Source organism: Streptomyces sp. NL15-2K, from assembly GCF_030551255.1.
In the GTDB taxonomy this organism is placed as follows: domain Bacteria; phylum Actinomycetota; class Actinomycetes; order Streptomycetales; family Streptomycetaceae; genus Streptomyces.
Genome location: NZ_CP130630.1, coordinates 1,911,040 through 1,937,944, shown reverse-complemented (window position 1 = coordinate 1,937,944; position 26,905 = coordinate 1,911,040). Strand labels below are relative to the sequence as shown.

Here is a 26,905-nt window from a genome sequence, read left to right as displayed (position 1 = left end):
CACGTGCTGGTCGGATCGGAACTCGGCCGGCTCGGGCAGGAAATAGCGGAGTACTTGGCGGACGCCGGGCATTTCGTCTGGATGCTGGACGACGACCCGGTGGGGCCGACCGAGTGGCGGACGCGGATGACCCACAACACGGGCGTCATCAGCGATGACACGCTCGTGGACCGGCGCCTCGACTATGTCGTGGGGTCCGCCGTCGGCGCCGCCCGTCGCCCGGATGTGCCGGTGCTGACGCCTGGGCTGCGGGCCTTCGGTGCCCTTCCCGAGGCGCGCTGCACCGTGCGGCTGACCGGCGGAGATGTGCTGGTGGGCGGGACCTGTGCCGTCGGCGATCCGCACGGGGTGGTTCTTGACGCCTGTGTCGACGCGGTGATCCGCCTCTCCCGTGAAGGCCACACCTCCCTTGCGGCCGAGTCAGTGGATGAGTGCCGGGACGACCTCCCCGAGCTGTTGCGGATGGAGCACGCGGCCGAGGCGCTGGCGGCCCGGGCGCGCGTCGCCGACCGTGCCGAGGACCGCTTCGATCTGGTCGAGGCCATCGGTCCCGATATCGCGGAGACCGCCAGGAAGAGGGAAATCCTGCACTTTCCGTCCGCCACCTCGGTCCCGCTCGCGCCTGACCGTCTCGAATTGCTTTCCCTGGCCTTGCAGATGGTATGGAACTCCCGGAAGTCCGGGATCTACGTCCACGACGTGCACACGTCCTCCGGGCGAATACGTAAATACCTGAACATCGATCGGGGAATGCGTCACCGAGAACTTCTGGATCAGCTCAACGATCCGCTGTATCGGGCTCCGCAGAATGCCTTCTATGAATTCGGGGAGGTCTTTTCAAAGGCGCGTCCGCCGCGGGTTCTCGTGGACGCCGACGGGGCCGCGCAGTCCGAGGACACCCTCCTGGTCCTGCGCTGCGTCGGCAGTGGCCGGCTGGAGATGGAGGCTCCGGCAGGGCTGCCGTTCCTCGCCGTGCTGCGCGAATACGTCGACGCCTTCCTCGCCCGGTTAGAGCGGTTCGAGCAAGGCGCCGCCGCTTTCGGCGACGTGCTGTGCCTGCCCGGCACGCTGCGGCACGCCCTGGCGGCGCAGGCGCGCGAGACCAGGGCCCCGTACGACGACCGGCCCCTGCACCGGGTGATGGAGGAGCAGGCCGCGCGGCAGCCCGACGCGGCCGCCGTCGTCCACGGCGGTACGACCCTGACCTACCGGGAGTTCAACGAGGCAGCGAATCGTTTCGCCAGGCTGCTCCAGGAGCGCCACGACCCCCGCCCGGGGGATCTGATCGCGCTGTACCTGGACCGCACCGAGCATCTGCTCGTCGCCGCGCTGGCCGTGCTCAAACTGGGCTGTGCCTACGTCCCGCTGGACCTCGGCTCACCCGCGCGCCGCACCGCCGCGATCCTCGCCGACAGCCGGCCCGTCCTGATCCTCAGTGACACCGCGCACCACACCGGCCTGGACGACATCGCCCCGGGCGTCCCCGTCGTCCTCGCCGACGCCGATGACGTACAGGCCGTGGCGGCCGCCTGCGACGGAGCCGACCTCGACGTACGGGTCACCGGTTCCGACCTCGCCTACGTCATCTACACCTCCGGCACCACCGGCCGCCCCAAGGGCGTCGCCGTGGAGCACCACAGCTACCTCAACATCGCCCAGGACATCGGGCGCAGTGTCGGCTTCCGACGCGGTGAGCGCATGCTGGCCGTGACCACCGTCGCCTTCGACATCTCCACGCTGGAGCTGTACATGCCGCTCCTGCACGGCGGCACCGTCGTCCTGGCCGGCCGCACCGACCTGCTCGACGTCGCCCGTCTCGTCGAACTGATCGCGGACGGCGTCTCCGTCGTCCAGGCGACGCCGTCCCTGTGGCATCTGATCCTCCAGAACCTCGGCGGCAAACGGCTGCCCGTGCGCGCCCTGTGCGGCGGCGAGGCCTTGCCCCCGCAGCTCGCCGCCGACCTCGCCGCCACCGTGGACCAGTGCTGGAACGTGTACGGCCCGACGGAGACCACCGTATGGTCCACGCGCCGCCTCCTCACCCCCGACGACCCCCGCCCGCTGATCGGCACCCCCGTCGCCAACACCCGCTGCTACGTCCTCGACGAGGAACTGCAACCGCTGCCCCCGGGGGTCGTGGGCGAGCTGTGCATCGCCGGCACCGGTCTGGCCCGCGGCTACCTGAACGCACCGGAACTGACCGCGAGCCGGTTCGTCACCCCGCCGCCCGCGACCGACGGCACCGGCCCCGTCGTACCTGAGGAGCGCCTCTACCGCACCGGTGACCTGGTGAGCGCGCTCCCGGACGGCGCACTGGAGTTCATCGGCCGCAACGACTTCCAGATCAAGCTGCGCGGACACCGCATCGAACTCGGCGAGATCGAGAGCGCGCTGACCGCCCACCCCGCCGTCGAGCAGAGCCTGGTCCTCGTCCACCAACCGCCCAGCGCACCCGGTGACACCGACCCGTCCGCCGACGAGGCCCGCTATCTCGTCGTCTACTACGTGGCCCCCGAACCGCCCGACCGGGAGGACCTGCGGCGCCATCTGGCCGGGCTGCTGCCCGACTACATGATGCCGACGGTGTTCGTCCCGCTCGACAGCATGCCGCTGAACGCCAACGGCAAGACCGACCGCGGGGCGCTGCCGGACCCCGGCGAGTTCCTCACCGAGGGGTATGTCGCCCCCGCCGGCGAGCTGGAGAGCCGCCTGTGCGAGCTGTGGTCCGAGGTGCTGGGCGGCACCGGCGCGACCCGCCGGACCGTGGGCGTCACCGACGACTTCTTCCAGGCCGGCGGCAACAGCATCCTGGGTATCAAACTCGTCAACCGCATCAACAGCGAGCTGGGCTGCGACATCCGTATCCGCGACGTCTTCCGAGAGAAGACGGTCCGGCGGCTCGCCCCGCTCGTCGCCGCGAGCCTCGGGAGCTTCGCCTACCGCGACCATGTCCTCGACGGCACCGACACCGAGCACCTCTACGAGCCGTTCCCGCTCACCAACGTCCAGCAGACCTACTACCTGGGCCGCTTCCACAACTTCGAGCTCAGCAACGTCTCGACGCACGTCTACAGCGAGTTCCGCTACGGCAGCATCGACCACGAACGGCTGGAGACCGCGTTCAACCGGCTCATCGGACGCCATCTCGCCCTGCGCACCGTCTTCACCGACGGGCAGCAGCGCTTCCTGCGCGAGGTCCCGTACCACCGCGTCCCGTTCCACGACCTGCGCGACGAGACCGAACTGGAGGAGCTGCGCGGCCGCTACACCCACAAGCTGTACGACCCGGAGCGCTACCCCCTGTTCGACATCGTGCTGAGCCGCCTCGATGGTGTCTTCCGGCTGCACATCAGCTTCGACGCCCTTGTCATCGACATGGCGAGCTTCGAGATCCTCTTCGGCGAGTGGGCGCAGCTCTACGCCGACCCCGAGCGCTGTCTGCCCGACCTCGGCGTCAGCTACCGCGACTACGTCCTGCAGTACGAGAAGGTCCGCGACAGCGACCTGCTGACCCAGGCCCAGCAGTACTGGGAGGACAAGGCCGACGACTACCAGCTCGACCTCCGGCTGCCGCTGCGGGCCCACCCGTCGAGCGTCGACACCCCTGTTTTCCGGCGCAAGAGCCGGGTCGTCCCCGCCGCCGTCTGGGAAAAACTGACCGACCGATGTCGCCGTCACGGCATCAGCCCGACGGCGCTCGTCGTGGAACTGTTCGGACGGGTGCTCGGTCACTGGAGCGGCCAGGACCGGCTGTGCGTCAACCTCACCCTGTTCAACCGGCTGCCCCTGCACCCCGACATCAACGGCGTCATCGGCGACTTCACCGTCCTGGAACTCTTCGACCACCGCACCGAACACGACACCGTCATCTCCGACACCCTGCGCCGCGTCCACGGCGACCTGCTCCACGACATCGAGCACAACCTCTTCGACGGTGTCGACTTCCAGCGACTGCTGAAGACCCGCCAGTCCATGCCCCTCAACAAGATCGTGGCCCCGGTCGTCCTCACCAGCACCCTGGGCGCCCCGGCCGACGCCGGCATGTTCGAACTCGTGTTGAACGACACGTACCAGGGTGTCGACCACTCCATCTCCCAGACACCGCAGGTGTGGCTCGACAACAAGGCGTACGAGACGCAGGAGGGCTTCGTCGCCGAGTGGGACTACGTCGAGCAGCTCTTCGACCCGGCCGTCCTCGACGCCATGCACGACGCCTACTGCCGGCTCATCGAGGATCTGGCCGAACTCGACTGGGAGACCGCCGCGTTCCCGTCCCTGCCGGTGCCCGCGACCGACCTCGCCCTCATCGAGGCGGCCAACGCCACCGGTGAGGCGCTGGACTCCGGCGAGACCCTCTTCGGCCTGTACGAGGCCGGGTTGCACGCAGGCCGTCGCGCCGCGGTGGCCGTCATCGATGCGGGCACCGGTCGCAGCCACACCTACGGCGAGCTGTACGACGACTCTGAGCGCCTCGCCCGCGTCCTGTCGACGCCCGGCACCCTCCCGGACGAGCCCCGCGTCGTCGGCGTGCTCGCGGAGAAGGGCTACCTCCAGGTCGTCGGCACCCTCGCCGTGATGAAGTCCGCTGCCGCCTACGTCCCGCTGAACGTCGAGTGGCCCGGCGGACGACTCGCCGAGGTCCTCGAGCAGGCGGGTGCGGGGGTGGTGCTGGTGTCGCGGGGGCAGGCGGTGCGGCCGGAGGTGGCCGGGCTGGGTGCTGGGTGCCGGGTGCTGGTGGTGGAGGATCTGCTGGCCGGTGAGGCGCCGGAGGGCGGGCTGCCGGTGGTGGGTCCGGATGATGTGGCGTATGTGATCTTCACGTCGGGTTCGACGGGGCGTCCGAAGGGGGTGACGATCAGTCACCGGGGTGCGGTGAACACGCTGCGGTCGGTCAACGACCGTTTCGGGGTCGGGCCGGACGATCGTGTGCTGGCGTTGTCGGAGCTGAGTTTCGATCTGTCGGTGTACGACCTGTTCGGTGTGCTGGCCGCGGGCGGTGCGATCGTGTTCCCGGTTCAGGAGGAGACGAAGAACCCCTCGCACTGGCTGGGGTTGGTGCGTGAGCACCGGGTGACGGTGTGGAACAGCGTGCCGCAGCTGGCGGGTCTGCTGGCCGACGAGGCCGGGGAGACGTCGCTGGAGCCGTTGCGTGTGGTGTTGATGTCGGGTGACTGGATCCCCACCCAACTCCCGGACCGGCTGAAGCGGTTGTCCGCTGAGGCGACGGTGATGAGTCTGGGTGGTGCGACCGAGGGCAGCATCTGGTCGATCTGGCATGAGGTCGAGCGGGTGGACCCGGAGTGGGCGAGTATCCCGTACGGGACGGCGATGCCGGGTCAGCGGATGTATGTGCTGAACGGCCGGGGTGAGCATTGTCCGGTCGGTGTCGCGGGGGAGATCCACATCGGGGGAGCGGGTGTGGCCCTGGGCTACTGGAGGGACGAGGAACGGACCGCTGAGCGGTTCTTCGAGCATCCTGAGCTGGGGCGGTTGTATCGCACGGGTGATCTGGGGCGGTGGACGCGGCAGGGGTGGATCGAGTTCCTCGGCCGTGACGACTTCCAGGTCAAACTCAACGGCTACCGCGTCGAACTGGAGGAGATCGCCGCCAAGTTGAGTCATCTGCCGGGTGTCGACAACGCTGTCGCCCGGGTGCAGAAGGACGACACTCAGGACCGACTGGTCGCCTATCTGGTGCCCGCCCCGGGGACTGAAGGCGCGGCGAAGGGCGTGGACCGGCAGGAGTTCCTCCTGAGCGCGCCCGGGCTGCTCGACGGTGCGGAGCCGCGGCTCGCCCTGGAGCTGAGCCAGGACCCGGCGACGTACACACGCGCCAAGAGTTACCGGCACTTCCTGGACGCGCCCGTCGACCCGGCCCTGATCGGCAAGCGGTTCAGGGAGGCACTCGGAGAAGCCGGCACCACCCTCCGCGCAGAAGCCGCCACCACCCCCCTCGGTGAAGCAGACCTCGCCGCCGTTCTCGGCGTTCTGTCCGCAACGCACCTCCCCAACCGTGCGCTACCCAAGTACCGCTACCCGTCGGCCGGCAGCACATACCCGGTCCGCACGTTCCTGCACACCCCCGAGGGGCACCTCTACTTCCACCCGTTGACCGGGGAACTGGCGGCCCACGACCTGGACGCGGTCGCCGCCTGGTCGGACGGCCACGGCAGCGAGCTGCAGCTCGTCGTCCACTGGCCCGCCATCACCCCGCTCTACGAGGCCCGTTCGCGGCGGCTGGCGCTGCTGGAGGCAGGGCACATGCTGGCCCTGCTCACCGAGGCACTGAACGCGAGCGGCATCCCGTACCGGGTGGTGCCCGAGGAGCGGCCGCTGGACGCGGAGCACACCGGGGTGTGCCGTGTGCTCCTCGGCGCCGCCGGCGGATTCCGCCCCGCGCCGCTGGAGTCGGTCTGCCGGATCCGGGAGGCCGGTGGCACGGAGTTCGCCGAACCCGGAGGAGGCCACGCCTACGACCTGGCCGCGGTGCCGGTCTTCGACCGGACCGGCGATGCCCACGCCGTCCTGAGCCGGGCCCGTTGCCTGCTCACGCTGGAGGGTGAGGCGACGGCCGAGCACCTGCTGTCGGCCGGGTTCCTCTTCCAGCGGCTCGCGGAGCGGCTGGACGCCGACGGCCTGGGCGCCTGCCCGCTGGGCCTGACGCCCACCGACCGCACCGTGTACGCCCTCGCGGTCGGCGCGGTCGACGAGGAGGCCCGGCGGGCCCCCGAAAGCCCTGCCGAGCCGCCCACCCTCGCGGAGGCGGTGACCGCGGAGCTGGCGCGAGTGCTGCCGGAGTACATGCTGCCGACCGGCTACCGGGTCCTGGACGCCCTGCCACTGAGCCCCAACGGCAAGCTCGTCGCCGACCGGCTGCCGCCCGTGGAGTTCCAGGGCACCTACGTGGCGCCCGCGACCGACACCGAGCGGGCCCTGGCCGAGGTGTGGGCGCGGGTCCTCGACCGCCCGGCCGGCGCGATCGGCACGACCGACAGCTTCTTCGCCGTCGGCGGCAACTCACTGGCCGCCATGAAGCTGGTGCGCCTGCTCCAGCGCGACCTGGGGGGCGAGCTGAAGCTCCGAGACCTGTACGCCAACGACACGATTCTCAAGCTTGCCGAGCACCTGGGCACGGCCCCGGCAGCCGCCGTGCGCGAAGAGGGAGAGCTGTGAACCCCGAGCTGGAACTGCTGAACGACCTGCGCTCCGCCGGAGTCCTGCTGTGGACCAAGGGCGAGGACCGCCTCGGCTTCTCCTTCCCGCAGGACACCGGCTTCCCGCAGCCGCTCAAGGACCGGGTGAGCCGCGGCAAGCGGGAGCTGTCGCGGATCCTGGAACTCAACCGTGTCGACAGCGAGGAGCGGGCACGCCGGACCACCCACTGGAAGCTGCCCGACGCGGCGCACGAGCGGACGCTGCTGTCCGTCCAGCGGGGCATGTACATCCAGAGCCGTATCGACGCACTCGGCCACACCTACACCATTCCACTCTTCCTCGAACTAACCGGCACCGACGCGGAGGCGGCCGAGCGGTCCGTGCGCGCCCTGCTGGCGGCCGAGCCGATCCTGCGGATGCGGGTGCGGGAGGACCTGTCGTACGAGGTGCTGCCCGCCGACGCGTTCACGGTGGCCCGCACCCGCGTCGCCCCGGACCGCCTCGACGCGCTGCTCGAGGACCGTGCCTGCACCGCCTTCCCGCTGTCCGACGGCCATCTGATCTGCCCCGAAATCGTCGAGGTGAACGGCACCGGGACGGTCGTGGTGGGCCTGACCCACCACCACATGCTCACCGACGCCTACTCGGCCGAGCTCCTCGTTCACCGCCTGCTCACCCTGCACGACACCCCCGACGGCGATGCGCCCGGCGACGACGGGCCCGCGCTCGACTACTTCGACCTCGTCGCACAGCAGCGGATCGAGCTGGCCGGCCCCGAGTGCGCCGCCGCCCGCGACCGGCTCGCGCGCCGCCTCGCCGCCGCCGGCAAACCGCGCCTCGGGCGCAGCGCCGCACGGGGCGCCGACAACCGGGCGGCCACCCTGCGGCGCACCCTGGACCCGGACACCCACCGGACGCTCACCGACCTGGCCGCCCGGCACCGGGTCAGCCGGTACGCCCTGCTGTTCACCGGGCTCTACCACACCCTCAGCAGCTTCACCGGCGGTCAGGACGACTTCGCCGTCGCCCTCACCGTCGCCAACCGCCCGCCCGCCTTCCAGTCCGCGATCGGCCCGTTCGTCAACACGCTCCCGCTGATCCCGGAGTACCGCGGCGGCGACTCGTTCCTCGACAACGCGCGACGCGTCAACGACGCGGTCGTCGACCTGAACCAGCACCACCAGCTGAACGTCGACATGCTGACCGACGCCCTGCCGGGCGGCGCCGCGGACCTGGCCGACACCCTCCAGGTGTTGTTCACCCTGCACAACTACGCGCCGGTGGAGGCACCCCCCACCACCCTCGGGCACCGCGTCCTGCCGTACGAGGACCTGGCGGAGAAGTTCGGGATCTCCGTCATCGCCAAGGAGAGCGACGACGGGGTCGACTTCACCGTCACCTACGCCGAGGCACGTTACGACCGGGAGCAGATCGAGGCGCTCTGCGACACCTACCTCACCGTGCTGGGCTCGGCGGCGGCCACGCCGGACGCCGGCATCGACCGGCTGGATCTGGTGCCGCCCGAGACCCTGCACCGGCTGGCCGAGTGGAACGCCACCGAACGGGACCACGGGCCGGTGCGCACCGCCGTCGAGATGTTCGAACTCCAGGCGCGGCGCACCCCGGACGCCACCGCGGTCGTCCACGCCGGACGCCGGCTGACATACCGGCAGCTCGACGAGCGCGCCAACCGGCTGGCCCGTCTGCTGCTGCACCGGCACAAGGTGGCGCCGGGCAGCCTGGTCTGTCTGCGGCTGGACCGCGGTGAGCACATGCTCGTCACCGTGCTCGGCGTGCTGAAGGCGGGGTGCGCATACGTCCCCGTCGACACAGACGCCCCGCAAGAGCGGCTGCGGTTCATCCTCGCCGACACGCGGAGCCCGCTGCTGCTCACCGACGTCCGCAACCGGCCGGGCTGCGCGGCGGCGGACCCCGGAGTGCCCGTCGTCGCCGTCGACGAGGACTCCGACGCGGCCGAACTGCCCTGTGACGCCCCCGATCTGCCGCTCACCGGCTCCGACCTCGCCTACGTGATCTACACGTCCGGCACGACCGGCCGGCCGAAGGGCGTGCTGTGCGAGCACGCCGGTCTGGTCAACCGCATCCAGTGGATGAACCGGATGTTCCCGCTCGGCCCCGACGACCGGGTCCTGCAGAAGACGCCGTACGTCTTCGACGTGTCGGTGTGGGAGCTGCTGTGGGCCGTCTGGTACGGCGCGGCCGTGGTCTTCGCCGAGCCGGGTGCCCACAAGGACCCGTACGCCCTGACCGAAATCGTCGAGCGGGAGCGCGTCACCGTCGTTCACTTCGTGCCGTCGATGTTCGCCGTCTTCCTGGAGGCGGCCGACGGCGCGGCCGGGGCCCCAACGGCGCTGTCCGGCCTGCGCCTCGTCTTCTGCAGCGGTGAGGAGCTGAAGCCCGCCCAGGTCCGCGACGCCCACCGGCTGCTGCCGGGCGCCCGCCTGCACAACCTGTACGGGCCCACCGAGGCGTCCATCGACGTCCTGCACCACCCGTGCACCGATCCCGACCCGGCCACCGTGCCGATCGGCACCCCCGTCGACAACACCCAGGTGTACGTGCTGAACGCGGCCCGCCGGCCGCTGCCCGCCCACGCCGTCGGCGAGCTCTACCTCGGCGGTGTCCAGCTCGCCCGCGGCTACCTGAACCGCCCGGAACTCACCGCCGAGCGCTTCGTGCCCAACCCCTTCGGCGAGGGCCGCCTGTACCGCACCGGTGACCTGGTGCGGCAGCGGAGCGACGGCTCGATCGAGTACCTCGGCCGCGACGACTTCCAGGTCAAGATTCGCGGCTACCGGATCGAACTCGGCGAGATCGAGGCCGCGCTCACCCGCTGCCCCGGCGTCCGGCAGGCCGTCGCCCTGGTGCGACACACCGACCCGCACCACCCCTACCTGGCGGGCTACTACGTCGCCGACCACCCCCTCGACGAGACCGCCCTCACAGGCGCCCTGCACGAGACGCTGCCTCCGTACATGGTGCCCGGCGTCCTGGTCCACCTGGCCGAGCTGCCCGTCACCGTCAACGGCAAGCTCGACCGGCGCGCCCTGCCCGACCCCGGCCTGCCCCACGCCCCCGAGGAGCGGCTCGCCCCGCGCACACCGCTGGAGGAGCGGGTGCGCGACCTGTGGGCCGACTGCCTGGGCCTGCGCCCTGCGGACCTGGGCGTCCGCGACGACGTCAGGCGGCTCGGCATGGACAGCATCGTCGCCATCCGGGTGGCGAGCCGGCTGCGCAAGGAACTGGGCGTCACGCTCGCCGTCCGCGACATCTTCTCCCTGCCCACCGTCGAACAGGTGGCCGCACTCGCGGGCACCGAGACCGAGGCCGCCGCCGATGCGGTGGTGGCGGAGCAGGGTGTGCTGGCGGGTGAGGTGCCGTTGCTGCCGGTGCAGGAGTGGTTCTTCGGGCGGGAGTTCGTGCGTGCGGAGCACTGGAACCAGGCGTTCCTGGTGCGGGTGCCGGAGTTGGAGCGTGGGCGTCTGGAGGGGGCGTTGCGGGGGTTGGTGGAGCGGCATGACGCGTTGCGGCTGCGGTTCCGTGGGGGTGTGCAGTTCTACGACGTGGAGGCGTCGTTCCCGGGTCTGCGGGTGCTGGATGTGCGTGAGGTTGCGGGCGGGGAGGGCTCGCCGGAGTTCGAGGGGGCGCTGCGGGAGCGGTTGACCGGCTGGCAGAGCGGTTTCGATCTGGAGCAGGGTCCTGTTGCGGCGTTCGGGTATCTGCACGGATACCGGGACGGCAGTGCGCGGATCTTCTTCGCGCTGCATCACCTGATCACGGACACGGTGAGCTGGCGGATCCTGGCGGAGGATCTGCATGGGCTGTACGAGGGCCGTGAGCTGGGTGCGAAGGGCACGAGTTACCGGCAGTGGTCGCAGGCGGTGGCCGAGTACGCCCGCCGGCGGCCGGAGGAGCGGGACTACTGGGAGAACCTCCTCGCCGACCTCGCCCCCGCCGTCGGAGGCTGGACCGACACCGGCACCGGCCGCAGCGAAGAGTTCACCCTCCCTGAGGACACCACCCGCGACCTGCTCGGCCCGGCTCACCGCGCCTACCACACCCGCGTCGACGACCTGCTGCTCACCGCGCTCGCCCGCGCCCTGGAAGGCGTGGCGGGCGGCCGCGTCCACCATGTGGTCCGCGAGGGCCACGGCCGCGAGGACATCGCGCCCGGCCTCGACGTCAGCGGCACCCTCGGCTGGTTCACCACCCTCCACCCGGTGCGGCTGCCGCTCGCCGACGACCTCGGCGACAGCATCCGCGCCGTCAAGGAGAGCCTGCGCACGGTTCCCGCGGGCGGCATCGGCCACGGCCCGCTGCTCGGCGACCGGCCGCTGCCCCCGGTGTGGTTCAACTACCTCGGCCGGCTCGACGCGGAGCAGGCCGGCTCCGCCGACTGGCGGCTCGTCCTCGAAGACCCCGGCGAGACCATGCCCGCCTGCAACACCACCGGCGCTCTGCTGACCGTCCTCGCCCACGTCGGCGGGGGACGGCTGCACGTCCGCCTGGACAGCAGGCTGGACGCCGCCACCACCCGGGCGCTGACCGACGCGCTCCAAGCAGCCCTCACCGAGGTCGTCGGCCACTGCGTCACCTGCACCGGCGTCCACTACACGCCCAGCGACTTCCGGGACGTCCGGGGCGAGGCCGACCTGCCGGCCCTGCCGCCGTCGATCGGCGCCGACCCCGGGGCCTGGTTCGACATGACCGAGATCCAGAAGGCGTACCTCGTCGGCCGGCTCGGCAACTACGAGATCGGCAACGTCGCCAACCATGTCTACAGCGAGTACCACTACCGCGATCTGGACACCGACCGCCTGGAGGAGTCCGTCAACCGGCTCGTCGCCGAGTGCGACGTGCTGCGCACGGTGTTCTCCTACGAGCGGCTCCGGCAACGGATCCTGGCCCCCACCGAGGTGCCCCGCTTCCGCATACCGGTCCACGACCACACCGACCGAGACTACGACCCCTCCCGGCCGAGCGAGGTGCGGGAGCGGCTGTCCCACCACTTGTACGACCCGGAGCGCTTCCCGCTCTTCACCTTCGAGGTGAGCCGGTTCCGCGACCGCAGCGTGCTGCACATCAGCTGGGACCTGATCGCGCTCGACGTGCGCAGCAGGCTCGCCGTCATGCGACGCCTCGACGACCTCCACCGGGGCACCGACCGGCGCCCGCCGCTGCCCGGCGCCAGTTTCAAGGATTACCAGGACTACCTCGCCCTGCTGAAGCACTCCCGGTGGTACGAGGAGGACCGCGCCTATTGGCAGGACCGGCTCCCCACCCTCCCGCTGCGCTGCACCCTGCCTTTCGCCACCTCGCCCGACGCGGTGACCCACCCGCGGTTCGCCGAGCACACCCTGCGCGTCGGGCCCGACGTGTGGCACCGGTTCAAGGAGCAGGCACGGCGCCGCGGCGTGTCCACGTCGTCAGTGCTGCTCGCCCTGTTCGGCAGCGTCGTCTCCTACTTCTCCGGCGCCGACGAACTGCCCATCACCCTGACCCTGTCCCAGCGTCTGCCGCTGTTGGAGGACAGCGACGAGCTGCTCGGCAACTTCACCTCCACGGTCCTCCACCACCACACCGACCACGGTGCCGACGCCGAGGCCCTGATCCGACGCACCCACGACCTGCTGTGGGAGAGCATCGGCCACGCCCTGTACTCGGGCGTGGAGGTACAGCGCGAGCTGAGCCGCCTGCACGGCCTGGACCCGACCCGCGCCGTGTCGCCGATCGTGTTCACCGGAGTGGTGGGCCAGGAGACCCGCGACGCCGACCGCGGCGAGTTCCTCGACGACAGCGAACTGACCGGCGAGCGCCACTGGAGCGCCCAGACCTCCCAGGCGTGGATCGATCTGCAAGCCGTCGAGGTCGCCGACGGCTTCATGAGCAAGTGGCTCTACGTCGACCAGCTCTTCGACCGCGCTGTCATCGACCACCTCAACCGGCTGTACTGCACCCTCATCGAGCACCTCGCGAACGACGACTGGGCGACCGGACTGCCCCGCGACCGCTATCTCGCCGAGTCCGACCGCGCCCTCATCGAGGCGGCCAACGCCACCGGTGAGGCCCTGGACTGCGACGACACCCTCTTCGGCCTGTACGAGGCCGGGCTCGACGAGAGCCGTCGCGCCGCGGTGGCCGTCATCGACGCGGGCACCGGCCGCAGCCACACCTACGGTGAGCTCTACGACGACAGCACCCGCCTCGCCCGACGCCTGCGCGGCGCACTCGGCGACCACGCTGCCGACGGCCGGCTCGTCGGCGTGCTCGCGGAGAAGGGCTACGCCCAGGTGCTGGCGACTACGGCCGTGATGAAGGCCGGCCTCGCCTATCTGCCGCTGCACGTCGACTGGCCCATGGGCCGCGTCCAGGACGTGCTCGAGCAGGCGGGTGCGGGGGTGGTGCTGGTGTCGCGGGGGCAGGCGGTGCGGCCGGAGGTGGCCGGGCCGGGTGCTGGGTGCCGGGTGCTGGTGGTGGAGGATCTGCTGGCCGGTGAGGCGCCGGAGGGCGGGCTGCCGGTGGTGGGTCCGGATGATGTGGCGTATGTGATCTTCACGTCGGGTTCGACGGGGCGTCCGAAGGGGGTGACGATCAGTCACCGGGGTGCGGTGAACACGCTGCGGTCGGTCAACGACCGTTTCGGGGTCGGGCCGGACGATCGTGTGCTGGCGTTGTCGGAGCTGAGTTTCGATCTGTCGGTGTACGACCTGTTCGGTGTGCTGGCCGCGGGCGGTGCGATCGTGTTCCCGGTTCAGGAGGAGACGAAGAACCCCTCGCACTGGCTGGGGTTGGTGCGTGAGCACCGGGTGACGGTGTGGAACAGCGTGCCGCAGCTGGCGGGTCTGCTGGCCGACGAGGCCGGGGAGACGTCGCTGGAGCCGTTGCGTGTGGTGTTGATGTCGGGTGACTGGATCCCCACCCAACTCCCGGACCGGCTGAAGCGGTTGTCCGCTGAGGCGACGGTGATGAGTCTGGGTGGTGCGACCGAGGGCAGCATCTGGTCGATCTGGCATGAGGTCGAGCGGGTGGACCCGGAGTGGGCGAGTATCCCGTACGGGACGGCGATGCCGGGTCAGCGGATGTATGTGCTGAACGGCCGGGGTGAGCATTGTCCTGTCGGTGTCGCGGGGGAGATCCACATCGGGGGAGCGGGTGTGGCCCTGGGCTACTGGAGGGACGAGGAACGGACCGCTGAGCGGTTCTTCGAGCATCCTGAGCTGGGGCGGTTGTATCGCACGGGTGATCTGGGGCGGTGGACGCGGCAGGGGTGGATCGAGTTCCTCGGCCGTGACGACTTCCAGGTCAAACTCAACGGCTACCGCGTCGAACTGGGCGAGATCGAAAGCGCGTTGACCCGCGTCCCGGAGATCACCCAGAGCGTCGCCCTCGTCAAGGAGCACCAGACGGAGGGCGGCCCCGTCCGCCAGCTTCTCGTCGCCTACTACGTCTCCCCGGCCCCGCTGGACGCAGAGCGCCTGGGCGAACGGCTCGCCGCCGCCCTGCCGGCGTACATGGTCCCCGAGACCTTCGTGCACCTGCCGGAACTGCCGCTCAGCCCCAACGGCAAGCTCGACCGGGGCGCCCTGCCCGACCCCGTCCCGGCCGTCGAAGAGGTCGTACCTCCACGCGGCGAACGGGAGCGGCGGCTGCGTGACCTGTGGGCCGACGTGCTCGGCATGCCCGCCGAGCGGCTCGGCATCACCATGGACCTGATGCGACTGGGCATGGACAGCATCGTCGCCATCCGGCTGGTCAGCCGGATCCGCCGGGAGTTCGGCATCCGGGCCGGCGTCCGGGATGTCTTCGAGCACCGCACGGTCGAGCGGTTCCATGACCGGGTCCTCGCGGTGGCCGAGACCGAGACCGAGGCCGCCGCCGATGCGGTGGTGGCGGAGCAGGGTGTGCTGGCGGGTGAGGTGCCGTTGCTGCCGGTGCAGGAGTGGTTCTTCGGGCGGGAGTTCGTGCGTGCGGAGCACTGGAACCAGGCGTTCCTGGTGCGGGTGCCGGAGTTGGAGCGTGGGCGTCTGGAGGGGGCGTTGCGGGGGTTGGTGGAGCGGCATGACGCGTTGCGGCTGCGGTTCCGTGGGGGTGTGCAGTTCTACGACGTGGAGGCGTCGTTCCCGGGTCTGCGGGTGCTGGATGTGCGTGAGGTTGCGGGCGGGGAGGGCTCGCCGGAGTTCGAGGGGGCGCTGCGGGAGCGGTTGACCGGCTGGCAGAGCGGTTTCGATCTGGAGCAGGGTCCTGTTGCGGCGTTCGGGTATCTGCACGGATACCGGGACGGCAGTGCGCGGATCTTCTTCGCGCTGCATCACCTGATCACGGACACGGTGAGCTGGCGGATCCTGGCGGAGGATCTGCATGGGCTGTACGAGGGCCGTGAGCTGGGTGCGAAGGGCACGAGTTACCGGCAGTGGTCGCAGGCGGTGGCCGAGTACGCCCGCCGGCGGCCGGAGGAGCGGGACTACTGGGAGAACCTCCTCGCCGACCTCGACGAGGCCCCTGTACTGCGCCAGGACACGGGCGCCCTGGTGGACGCCGACGTCACGCTCGACACCTCCCGCACCGCACAGCTCCTCGGTGACTGCCAGCGCGCTCACGGCACGGGGGTCGACGAGTTCCTGCTCGCCGCGTTCACACTGGCCCTGTCCGACGTGACCGGCCGGCCGGTGCAGCATCTGATGGTCGAGGGGCACGGCCGCGAGGACATCGCGCCCGGCCTCGACGTCAGCCGCACGCTCGGCTGGTTCACCACCCTCTACCCGGTGCGCGTGGAGACGTACGACGATGCCCGGCGCACTCTGGCGTCCGTCAAGGACGGGTTGCGCGCGGTGCCCGGGAAGGGCCTCGGCCACGGACCGCTGTGCGGCTACGACCGGCCGCTGCCCCGCGTGTGCTTCAACTACCTGGGGCGCCTCGACTCCGCCACCGGCCCCTGGCAGGTCGCCACGGAGCCCGGCGGCGACTGGAGCCACCCGGACAACCTGCTGCCGTACGCGGTCACCGCCACCGGCATGGTGAGCGAGGAGCAGCTGCGGTTCACGCTCTCCTGCCGGCTGCCCGAGCCCGACGCCCGGCGGCTCGCGCGGGCCTTCGAGGACCGGCTTACCGCGCTGGTCGACAGCACGACCCACAGCACCCGCACCCACCTCACGGTGAGCGACATCGACGGACTGCTGCCCCAGGAGCACCTCGACCGGCTCCAGGCCGACCGCGAACTGGACGGCGTCTTCGCCGCCACCAGCCTCCAGCAGGGATTCATCCAGCACGCTGTCGCCCAGGGCGACATCGACGACGCCTACCGGGTGCAGGCGGTCTGGGACTACGAGACCGCCCTCGACCCGGACCTGTACCGCGCGGCATGGGCGCACGTGCAGCGGGACTTCGCCGCGCTGCGGCTGCGGTTCGACTGGCAGCACGAGATGGTGCAGGTCGTCGACCGTGCGGCGCCGCTGACCTGGCAGTACCTGGACCTCAGTGGCCACCCGGACACCGCCGCGCGCGACGCCGCCTTCCAGGCGCTGCTGGAGAGCGACCGCGCCACGCCGTACGACCTGCGGGTCAGCGGCCTGTTCCGGGTGCACCTCGTCAAGCAGGACGCGGAGCGCTTCACCTGTGTGCTCAACACGCATCACGCGATCCTGGACGGCTGGAGCAGCCCGCTGCTGCTGCGCGCCCTGCACGACGCCTACCTCGCGCTGCGCGACGGCCGTGCCCCTGCACCGGCCGGCGACGACTATCCGGCGGTGCAGCGCGCACTGCGGCACAGCGCCCACGCCCACGACGCGTTCTGGCGCGCCTATGCCGCGGACGCCGGCGACGGCTGCGACCTCAGCGGGCTGCTGCGGCCCGAGGCCCGGGGCACCGACCTCGCCACCCACCGGCGCGTCCTGCGCCAGGAGCAACAGACGCTGCCGTTGCCTCCGGAGCTGCTCGCGGGGCTGCGCTCGGTCGCCCAGGACCACGGGGTCACCCTCAACGCGCTGCTCCAGTACGCCTGGCACAAGGTACTCGGCTGCTACGGCCGGGCCGACACCACCGTCGTCGGCACCGTGCTCGCCGGGCGCGACCTGCCCGTCGACGGCATCGAGACCTCCGTCGGCCTGTATCTGAGCACCGTCCCGCTGATCGCCCGCCACGGCACCGGCGCCGACAGCGCGATCGAGGAGGTCCAGCGGCTCCAGGACGACCTGCACGAGATCAGCCGCCGCAGCAGCGTCGACCTCGCCGCGCTCCAGACGGGCGGGCGGCGGCTGTTCGACAGCCTGTTCATCTACGAGAACTATCCGGCCGTCACCGACGAGCGGCACGAGAAGGAGCTGCGGCCCCGCTTCCGCTTCCGGCACCAGAAGCGCGACTACCCGCTGGTGGTGTCCGTGACGGAACAGGAGGGGCACGTCACGCTCGTCCTGGACCACGCCGGAGAACTCTTCACGCCCGAGACGGCCTGGCGCCTGCTGGCCGGAGTGGAGACGGTGCTGCGCACCGTCGCCGGCGACCCCGGTGTCTCCCCGTCCGACGTGGTGCTCACCGCGCCGCGGACGGCACCGCGCGACGAGGCCGCGTGGAACGACAGCGGCACCGCGGAGCCCACCGAACCGGTCATCCACCGCATCTTCGAGGCCCAGGCCGCCCGCACCCCCACCGCGCCCGCGGTCACCCACGGCACCACCGCCCTGACGTACGCGGAACTGAACACGGCGGCCAACCGGCTGGCACGCGTGGCCCGGCAGCAGGTTCCGCTCGCCCGCGAGGAGCCGGTCCTGCTGCTGCTCGACCGCGGCACCGACATCGTCACCAGCCTGCTCGCCGTGCTCAAGGCGGGCTGCGCCTATGTGCCGCTCGACCCCGGCTACCCGGACGAGCGCATCGCCCGTATCGCCGACGGCAGCGGCGCCCGCTTACTGCTCACCCACAGCCGCCACCGCGACCGGCTGACCGCACGGTTCCCCGGTCTGACGGTGCTCGCCGTCGACGCCCCCGAGACCCGGGCGGCGTGCGCGGCCGAGCGCCCCGACGACCTGGACCTGCCCGTCACCGGGGACTCGCTCGCCTACGTCCTCTACACGTCCGGCACCACCGGGCAGCCCAAGGGCGTGATGGTGGAGCACCGGGCTTTCAGCACCACCATGGCGGCCCTGCGGCAGCGGCACTTCCCCGCGGCCGGCCCGCTGCACACGTACAGCCTGACCAACTACGTCTTCGACATCTTCGGACTGGAGTACGGCCTGACGCTGCTCGGCGGCGGCAGCATGGCCGTCGGCGACCATCCGGTCACTGAACTGGACTGCTCGGGCTACGACTTCGTGCAGATGACGCCCAGCCTGCTGGAGATGACGCTGCCCGCGCTGCGCGGCCTCGACGACACCCGTCTGCTGGTCGGCGGCGAACGGCTGGAGGGGCATCTGCTGCGCGCGGCGCTGCGCCGCTGCCCGTGCGTGGTCAACGTCTACGGCCCGACCGAGACCACCATCTGGTCCACCTCCCGCGCCTACACCGCCGCGGACGCCGACGGCCCTCTCCTGGTCACGATCGGCAGGCCGCTGCCGAACGAGACGGCGCACGTCCTCGACGCCCGGCTGCGACCGCTGCCCCCGGGCGCGATCGGCGAACTGTACCTGGGGGGCGCCGCCCTCGCCCGCGGCTACCTCGGTGACCCGGACCTGACCCGCGTCCGCTTCGTGGACGCGTCGGACGCCGGGCTCGGCCGCCTCTACCGCACCGGTGACCTGGCCCGCCGCCGGGACAACGGGGAGATCGAGTTCGTCGGACGCGCCGACGACCAGATCAAGCTGCGCGGCCACCGCATCGAACTCGGCGAGGTGGAGAGCGCACTGGTGTCGTTCCCCGGCGTGCGGCAGAGTGCCGTCGTCGTCGGCTCCCTCGACGGCTCCGCCGACACACCGGACAGCGCCCGCAGCCTCATCGGCTACTACGTGGCGGACCGGGCCCTCGACGAGGACGCGCTCCGCGCCCACCTGGCCGACCTGCTGCCGGAGTACATGCGGCCCGCCGCCCTCGTGCACCTGACCGAACTGCCGCTGACGTACAGCGGAAAGCTCGACGTCAAGGCGCTGCCTCCCGCACGCCGCCGGACCGCCCGTAGCACACCGGCGGCCCCGTCCGACGACACCGAGCGGCTGATCGCCCGGCTGTGGCAGGACGTCCTCGGCCTGGACCAGATAGGCGTGCACGACCGCTTCTTCGACGTGGGCGGGAACTCCGTTCTGCTGACCAAGGTCCACGCCCGCCTGCCGGAGGAGATCCGGCGCACGGTGACCATGACCGACCTGTTCCGGCTGCCGACCATCGCCTCCCTGGCCGCGCACGTCACCGGCCGGCGCGCCGGCGACCCGCCGCGCCGGGAGCCTGCCGCGCACCCGGCCGCACCCGGTCACCAAGGCGGCGGCGACAGCCGGGACATCGCCGTCATCGGCATGGCCGGCCGCTTCCCCGACGCCGACGACCTGGAGGAGTTCTGGCACAACCTGGTCACCGGACACCACAGCGTCGTCCGCCCCACGCGCGCGGAACTGCTCGCCGCGGGCGTGCCGGAGCGGGAGATCGACCAGCCGGGATACGTGCGGGCCCGGAGCGGACTGCGCGACATCCGCTCCTTCGACGCCGAGTTCTTCGGCTACTCGCCCCGGGAGGCGCGGACCATGGACCCGCAGCACCGGGTGTTCCTGGAGTGCGCCTGGCACGCCCTGGAGGACGCACGCTGCGACCCGGCCGCCTACGACGGGGACATCGGGGTGTACGCGGGCGCGGGCCACAACGACTACGCCCAGGAGCACGTGCTGCCCTCGCTCGGCGAGACCGACCTGGCCACCCGCTACCAGGTGATGATCAACAACCAGGTCAACTTCCTGTGCACCAGGGTCGCCTACAAGCTCGGCCTGACCGGCCCCGCCGTCACCGTGCAGACCGCCTGCTCCACCTCGCTGGTGGCGGTGCACCAGGCGTGCACGGCACTGCTCGCGGGCGACTGCGACGTGGCGCTGGCCGGCGGCGTGTCCATCGGCAAGCTCCGCGGTGAGGGCTACGTCCACCAGGAGGGCATGGTGTTCTCCCCGGACGGCACCTGTCGCGCCTTCGACGCGGACGCGCAGGGCACCATCGAGGGCCAGGGGGTCGGCATCGTCGTCCTCAAGCGGCTCGACCGCGCCCTCGCCGACGGCGACCGGGTCCGGGCCGTCATCAAGGCCACGGCGATCAACAACGACGGACGGAACAAGGTCGGGTACACCGCCCCCAGCCAGGAGCGGCAGGCCGCCGTGATCCGCCGCGCCCACGAACGCGCCGGGATCAACCCCGCGACCGTCGGCTACGTCGAGGCCCACGGCACCGGCACCCCGCTCGGCGACCCCATCGAAGTGGCCGCCCTGCGCGAGGCGTTCACCTCCGGCGGCACCGTGCCGCAGCGGGTCGCCCTGGGCTCGGTGAAGACCAACATCGGCCACCTCGACGTCGCCTCCGGTATCGCCGGACTCATCAAGACGGTGCTCTGCCTGGAGCACCGCACCCTCGTGCCGACCCTCCACCACACCCGGCCCAACCCCAGGCTGGAACTGGACGAGACCCCGTTCCACGTCGTCACCGAGACGACCCCCTGGACGGACGGCCACCCGATCCGCCGGGCGGGCGTCAGCTCCTTCGGCATCGGCGGCACCAACGCCCATGTCGTCCTGGAGGAGGCACCCCCAACCCCCGACCCGGTCGAACGGCGGCACGAGACGCGCACCCACACGCTGTTCGTCGTCTCTGCGCCCGCACCGCACGCCCTGGACCGGCAGTCGCGGGCCCTGGCCCGCCATGCGGCTGCCCACCCGGACATCCCACTGGAACAGCTGGCGTACACGCTCAACACGGCACAGCACCGCTTCCCGCACCGCCGCGTCGTCGTGGCCGGCGGGCGCCAGGACCTCCTGGAGCGGCTGGCCGAGCCGCCGCGTGACCCTGTCGTGCACCGCCCCGGCCGTCCGGTCGTGTTCCTGTTCCCCGGACAGGGCGCCCAGTACCGGGACATGGGCGGGGCCCTGTACGCGAGCGAGCCGAAATTCCGGGCCCACGTGGACCACTGCCGGGAGCTGCTGCGCGGTCGGGTAGGTGAGGACGCCTCCGAGGCCGACCTGCTCGGCCGCACCGACAGGGTGGGGGACACCCGGTTCACCCACGTGGCCCTGTTCGTCGTCGAGTACGCGCTGGCGCGCTGGTTCACGGACCTCGGCGTCCGGCCCGACGCGGTGATCGGCCACAGCCTTGGGGCGTATCCGGCCGCCTGCCTGGCGGGCGTGCTCTCGCTGGAGGACGCGCTCTCGCTGGTCGCCGAGCGCGGCCGACTGCTCGCGGGCACGGCCACCGGCACGATGCTCGCCGTACCGCTGCCCGAGCACCGGGTACGGGGTCGGCTCTCCCGCCACGGACTGGACCTGGCCGCAGTCAACGACGTCACGAGCTGCGTGGTCTCTGGCCCCGCAGTGGCCGTCGACGCGCTCACGGCGGAACTGGCCGCCGAAGGCGTCACCGGTCGCCGGCTTGCCGTCTCGCACGCCTTCCACTCCCGGCTGCTGAACCCGGTCCTCGACCGATTCACCATGGCCCTGGAGGGCGTCCGGTTGATGGCACCCGAGCTGCCGTTCGTGTCCGAACTTACCGGCGACTGGGCCGATCCCAACGAGATGTGCCGCCCCGCATACTGGCGCAAACACCTCAGGCGGACCGTCCGGTTCCACGACGGGCTGAGCACCCTGTACGGCGAGCCACGGCTGCGCGACGCCGTCCTGCTGGAAGTCGGGCCGGGCCGGGCGCTCGCCCGCGCGGCCCGGCGCCACCCGGACCGCGCCGGCCGCCTCGTGGTCGCGGCGATGCCGCCGACGGGCGACGCCGCGCACGAGGAGCCCGCCATCGCGCTGCATGCCCTGGGCACGGCCTGGGCGGCAGGAGCGGAGGTCGACGCGGAGGCACTGCATGGCCTGACGGCCGGAGACCGGGTGCCGCTGCCGGGCTACGCGTTCGCCCGCCAGGAGCACTGGATCGACCGGGCCGCCCCCACCTTGGTCCCCGCCCGGCCGGACCTCACGGCGGCCGCAGCCGCGTCGCCCGTGCCGCAGAACCCCACGGCGACGGAAGTCTCCTCGCCCCAGGCGCCGGACGAGGCCGCGGCGACGGTCGCGGAGGCGTGGCGCAACGTCCTCGGCGTGGACACGATCCGCCCCGACGACGACTTCTTCGCCCAGGGCGGCGACTCCCTGGCCGCCGTCCAGCTCGTCGCCCGCATCCGCGAACGAACCGGCGTCGACGTCGAGTTCATGGCGCTGGAACGGCACACCCCGCAGGCCCTCACGCAGGCCCTGGCCCAGCAGCTCGCCGGAGGCCGACCCGAGGAGGACGCACCCCGCGGACTGGTGGTGATCAGGACCGGCGACCCGCAGGCCCGCCCGCCCCTGCTCCTCGTCCACCCCATCGGGGGAGACGTCTTCTTCTACCGGGAGCTGGCCGCCTGCCTGCCGGAGGACCAGGCCGTGTACGCGATCCGTTCGCCCCTGCTGGACGGCACCGCCGACCTCGACACCATCGAGGACATGGCGGCCTCCTACCTGGAACGGCTGGAGGAGTTCGGGCTCAAACCGCCGTACCGCCTGGGCGGTTCCTCCTTCGGCGGCCTCGTCGCCTACGAGATGGCCCGACAGCTCGACGCCCGCGACGCACACCGGCCCCAGGTGGTGCTGATCGACAGCCCCGCCCCCGGCAACCTGCCGGCCGAGATGACCGACGACGACATCCTGGACTACCTCATGCGCTACGGCCTGGCCCGCCTGGACCTGCCCCGCGCGGAACTGGCGGCGCTGCCCACGACCGAGGACCGCATCCGCCTGATCGCGGACCGGGCCCACGGCACCGAGTCCGAGGCCCTGCTGTCCGCCGACTTCCTGCCCCGCTATCTGCGCGCCTGGCAGCGGCACAGCCGGGCCATGCACGCCTACACCGCCCGCCCGTACGCCGGGGACGTGCTGTTCTTCTCCCACCAGGAGGAGATCCCGGAATTCCCGGCCGACCAGGCGCCGTACTGGCGGCGGCTGGTCCGCGGCACCTTCCGGGACGTCCCGGTGCCCGGCAACCACCTCAGCATGAACGGGATGCCGCACGTCGCCACGATCGGCGCCCACCTCGCACAGGGAGACAACGGTGAGTGACCTGACCAGCGGCACGCTGAGCACCGTGCCCGGCAGCCGGATCTGGTACGACATCCTGAATCCCGACGCCCCGGGAACCCCGGTGGTCACCGTCCACGGCGGTCCCGGCACCCCCCACGACTATCTGCGGCCTCTCGCCGACGCGCTGCCCGGCCATCCCGTCGTCGTCTACGACCAGTCCGGCTGCGGGCGCTCCGCACAACGGCCCGCCGACGGGCGGTCCTGGCGGCTGGAGCACTTCGTCGACGAACTGGAAACCCTCGTCGGCTCGCTGGGCCTTGAGCGCTTCCATCTCCTCGGACACTCCTTCGGCACGATGATCGCCTGCGACTTCGCCCTGCGCGGCACGCACCGCCCCGACTGGCTGATCCTCGTCTCGCCCGTGCTGAACGTCCGCAAATACGAGGAGGACATGCGGCAGCTGCTGTTCCGGCTGCCCCCGGCGACGGCCCAGGCCATCAGCGACGCCCTGCGCACCGGCCGGTACGACACCGCCGCGTACCGCGAGGCGTCCCTCGTGTTCGCCGAGCGGCACATGTGCCGCGCCGACTGGCCCGACGAACTGCTGGACGCCACCCTCGGCACCTCCGCGCAGGTCCGCGACGCCCTGTGGGGGCCCACCGAGTTCCGCGTCACCGGCAGCCTGCGCTCCTACACGCGCGCGGACCGCCTGCCCGAACTGGACATGCCCACCCTCTTCGTGAGCGGACAGCACGACTTCGTCCCGCCCCGGGCCTGCCAGGCGTACGCCCGGGCCGTGCCCCGCGGGCAGACGGTGGTCGTCCCGCACGCCTCCCACATGCCTCACCTGGAGCAACCCCAGCTCTTCGCCGAGGAGTTGCTGGCCCGGATCGGCGGACCGGGGTGAGAAAAACGAGTTGTGGCCACCGGCGACCGTGTGCCTACGATGAGCGACGACAACCTCGTCCAAGGGATCGCTTCAGAAGGGGTCACGTTGCAGTCGGCGTCACGCGCCACGGGTGGCGAGCGGGCGGGCCGCAGGCCGCGCAACGCGCAGGCCACCTGGTGGCCGCTGATTCGAAGACTCACCACGCACCGCTGAGCCTTGCCGAGAGCGCTGCCGCTCCGGCACGGCGCGGTTCCACGTGCCCACTTCACCTCACCCGGCCGGTCTCCGGCGTACCCCCGGTCCGTCGCGTCCTCGCGCGGACCCGGGGCCGCCCGCGGCCCGGGTCCTTCCCTCACGAGGCCATGAACAAGAACAGATTCCTCCCCACACTGCTGGTCGTGGCGCTGATCGGCACCATCATCGAGCTGGACATGTCGGTGCCCAGCTTCCCCGACATCGCCCGCGCGCTGGACGCCTCCGAGTCGTCGGTCCAGCTGACGGTCACTTACAACTTCCTCGGCTACTGCCTGGGCGCCCTCGCCTACGGGCCGCTGTCCGACCGGTACGGCCGGCGCGGCGTCATGCTGGTCGGCAACGCCGTCATGCTGGTCGGTGCCCTGGGCTGCGCGGTGGCGCCCAGCATTGAGTTCCTGCTGGTGTCCCGGTTCGTGCAGGGCATCGGCGCCAGCACGTCCGTCGTCCTCGTCTTCGTGATCATCGCGGACGTCTACGAGGGCACCCAACTGCTGAAGATGTTCGGCCTGACCAACGCCGCCATGTCCACCTTCATGACGGCGGCCCCGGCGCTCGGCGGCGTGGTCAACCGCACCCTCGGCTGGCGCGGCAACTACGCGGTGGTCTTCGCCGTCACCCTGGTGTCGCTGCTGCTCATGGCGCTGTTCCTGCCCGAGACCAAGGCCGATAGGGTCAAGGTGAGCGCCCGGCAGGTGGCGGGCGACTACCGGCGGCTGCTGGGCAGCAGGGAGTTCGTCGCCGCGTCACTCGTCCCCAGCCTGCTGTTCGCCGCCTACATGGTCTTCATCGCCACCAGCTCGTTCCTGTACATGGACACCTTTGGCTTGTCCACGCTGGTGTTCGCCGGTAATCTGCTGGTCATCGTCGCGTCGTTCGCGGTCACCAGCCTCTTCGCCACGAAGATCATGGCCTCGCTCGGCGGTCCCGGGCGCACCGTGGCGTGCAGCATCGCCGCCACGCTGGCCGGAGTCGCCCTGTTCCTCGCCCTCGGTGACGGTCCGGTGTCCACCACTGTGTCGCTCACCCTCTTCTGCACCGGTTACGCCGCCGTCTACCCGGTGATCTTCGGCCGGTCCCTTCAGGTCTTTCCCGAGCTGCAGGGAGCGGCGTCCTCGCTGAACATGAGCGGCCGGGCGCTGCTGGTGACCGTGTTCACCGGCGTGGCCAGCAGCCTGTTCACCGGCGACGCCGTCGTCACGGCCGGGGTGATGGCGGTGGCCACCGTCGTGGCCGCACCGCTGGCCTTTCTCAGGCCCCGCACCGCCGCCGGCGAACAGCCCCCGTCCCGGTCGGATGCGGTGACCGGGACCGGCTGAACCGGCCCGCCCCTCGACCTCCCCTCACCCCCGCGGGTGCGGGCGGCATCCCCGCCGCCCGCACCCGGCCCGACCCGTCGTCACAGGGCCCGTCGGCCGTCTGCCGTGCCGGTGTGCCCGGAGAGGCACGTCATGTCCACCCTCCACCAGGAGAACGCCCCGTCCGAGCGGACGCTGTCCAGCCTGACCGCGCAGTACGCGCAGCGGTGGGAGGCCCGCTCGTCCGTCCGCACCCGCCCCCGCAAGACCATCGACTTCACCCAGAGCGGCTTCTTCTTCCCCGAGGACAAGCAGCCCCTGCTGCTCGCCAAGGAAGTGCAGGGCCTCGGACAGTCCACCAAGGACGAGATCCTCGTGCAGTCCTTCTACAAGTACCTGCACGACATCGTGAACCTGGAGATCAAGGAGATCGTCTCCGCCTGCTCCAAGCTCCTGCACGGAAACCTGCCCGTGACGTTCACCGAGGAGACCAGGCTCGACACGTACTCGGTCATGATCGACGAGTACTACCACGTCTACATTGCCCAGGACATGATCCTCCAGCTGCGGCAGCGCTACCCGCACCTGAGCGACATCGACTACGCGCTCCCGGACTCCCGGCGCGCGGTCGGCGAGATCCGCGCCAAGCTGGCCCCCCGCTACCACGACGTCTTCGAGATACTCGCCAACTGCTGCTTCGAGACGACCCTCGTGCGCGAACTCGTTGAGTTCTTCAACAGCCCCGGCGTGCACCCCTCCATCAAGTACTACGTGAACGACCACATGAACGACGAGTCGCGGCACTACGCGTTCTTCTTCGACCTGATGACCTACCTGTGGCGGGAGATCCCCGAGGACTACCGCGAGGCCATCGGCACCCACCTGGCCGAGTTCGTCACCCTCTACCTGTCCGTGGAGTCGGAGAAGCGGTTCAACGTCGAGCTGCTCGCCAGCCTCATCGGCGACCGGGAACAGGCCCGCGCCTCCGTGGAGTCGCTCTACGCCGGATTCGAGATCACCCCCGACGTGCCCATCGTCAAGAACGTGCTGAGGGCCCTCGGCAACGCCGGAATGCTCGCCCACCCTGCCGTACGCGACAGCTTCGCCCGCATCGGCTGGACGGTCTGACGCCCCCG

The 26,905-nt window shown here is 71.2% G+C and carries 5 protein-coding genes; all 5 read left to right on the top strand.

The genetic code is table 11. The features are described 5' to 3' along the window. The first annotated feature begins 3 nt into the window (after positions 1 to 3). The 5 genes from Q4V64_RS08145 (at position 4) to Q4V64_RS08125 (ending at position 26,897) form a co-directional block, all read left to right on the top strand. Positions 4 to 7,173, top strand: coding sequence for a non-ribosomal peptide synthetase (locus tag Q4V64_RS08145; RefSeq protein WP_303709296.1), 7,170 nt, complete (start codon positions 4 to 6; stop codon positions 7,171 to 7,173). After that, positions 7,170 to 23,369, top strand: coding sequence for a non-ribosomal peptide synthetase/type I polyketide synthase (locus Q4V64_RS08140; RefSeq protein ID WP_303709295.1), 16,200 nt, complete (start codon positions 7,170 to 7,172; stop codon positions 23,367 to 23,369). Before Q4V64_RS08145 ends, Q4V64_RS08140 begins: the two co-directional genes overlap by 4 nt. Beyond that, positions 23,362 to 24,237, top strand: coding sequence for a proline iminopeptidase-family hydrolase (locus Q4V64_RS08135; protein ID WP_124443992.1), 876 nt, complete (start codon positions 23,362 to 23,364; stop codon positions 24,235 to 24,237). The genes Q4V64_RS08140 and Q4V64_RS08135 overlap by 8 nt, the downstream gene beginning before the upstream one ends. A gap of 344 nt (positions 24,238 to 24,581) precedes the next feature. Then, a complete protein-coding gene (locus Q4V64_RS08130; RefSeq protein ID WP_124443993.1) occupies positions 24,582 to 25,790 on the top strand; it encodes an MFS transporter in 1,209 nt (402 codons plus the stop codon). 132 nt (positions 25,791 to 25,922) lie between these two features. Continuing rightward, positions 25,923 to 26,897 (top strand): diiron oxygenase, encoded by a 975-nt coding sequence (locus Q4V64_RS08125; RefSeq protein ID WP_124443994.1) that lies wholly within the window; start codon positions 25,923 to 25,925, stop codon positions 26,895 to 26,897. Positions 26,898 to 26,905: the final 8 nt, after the last annotated feature.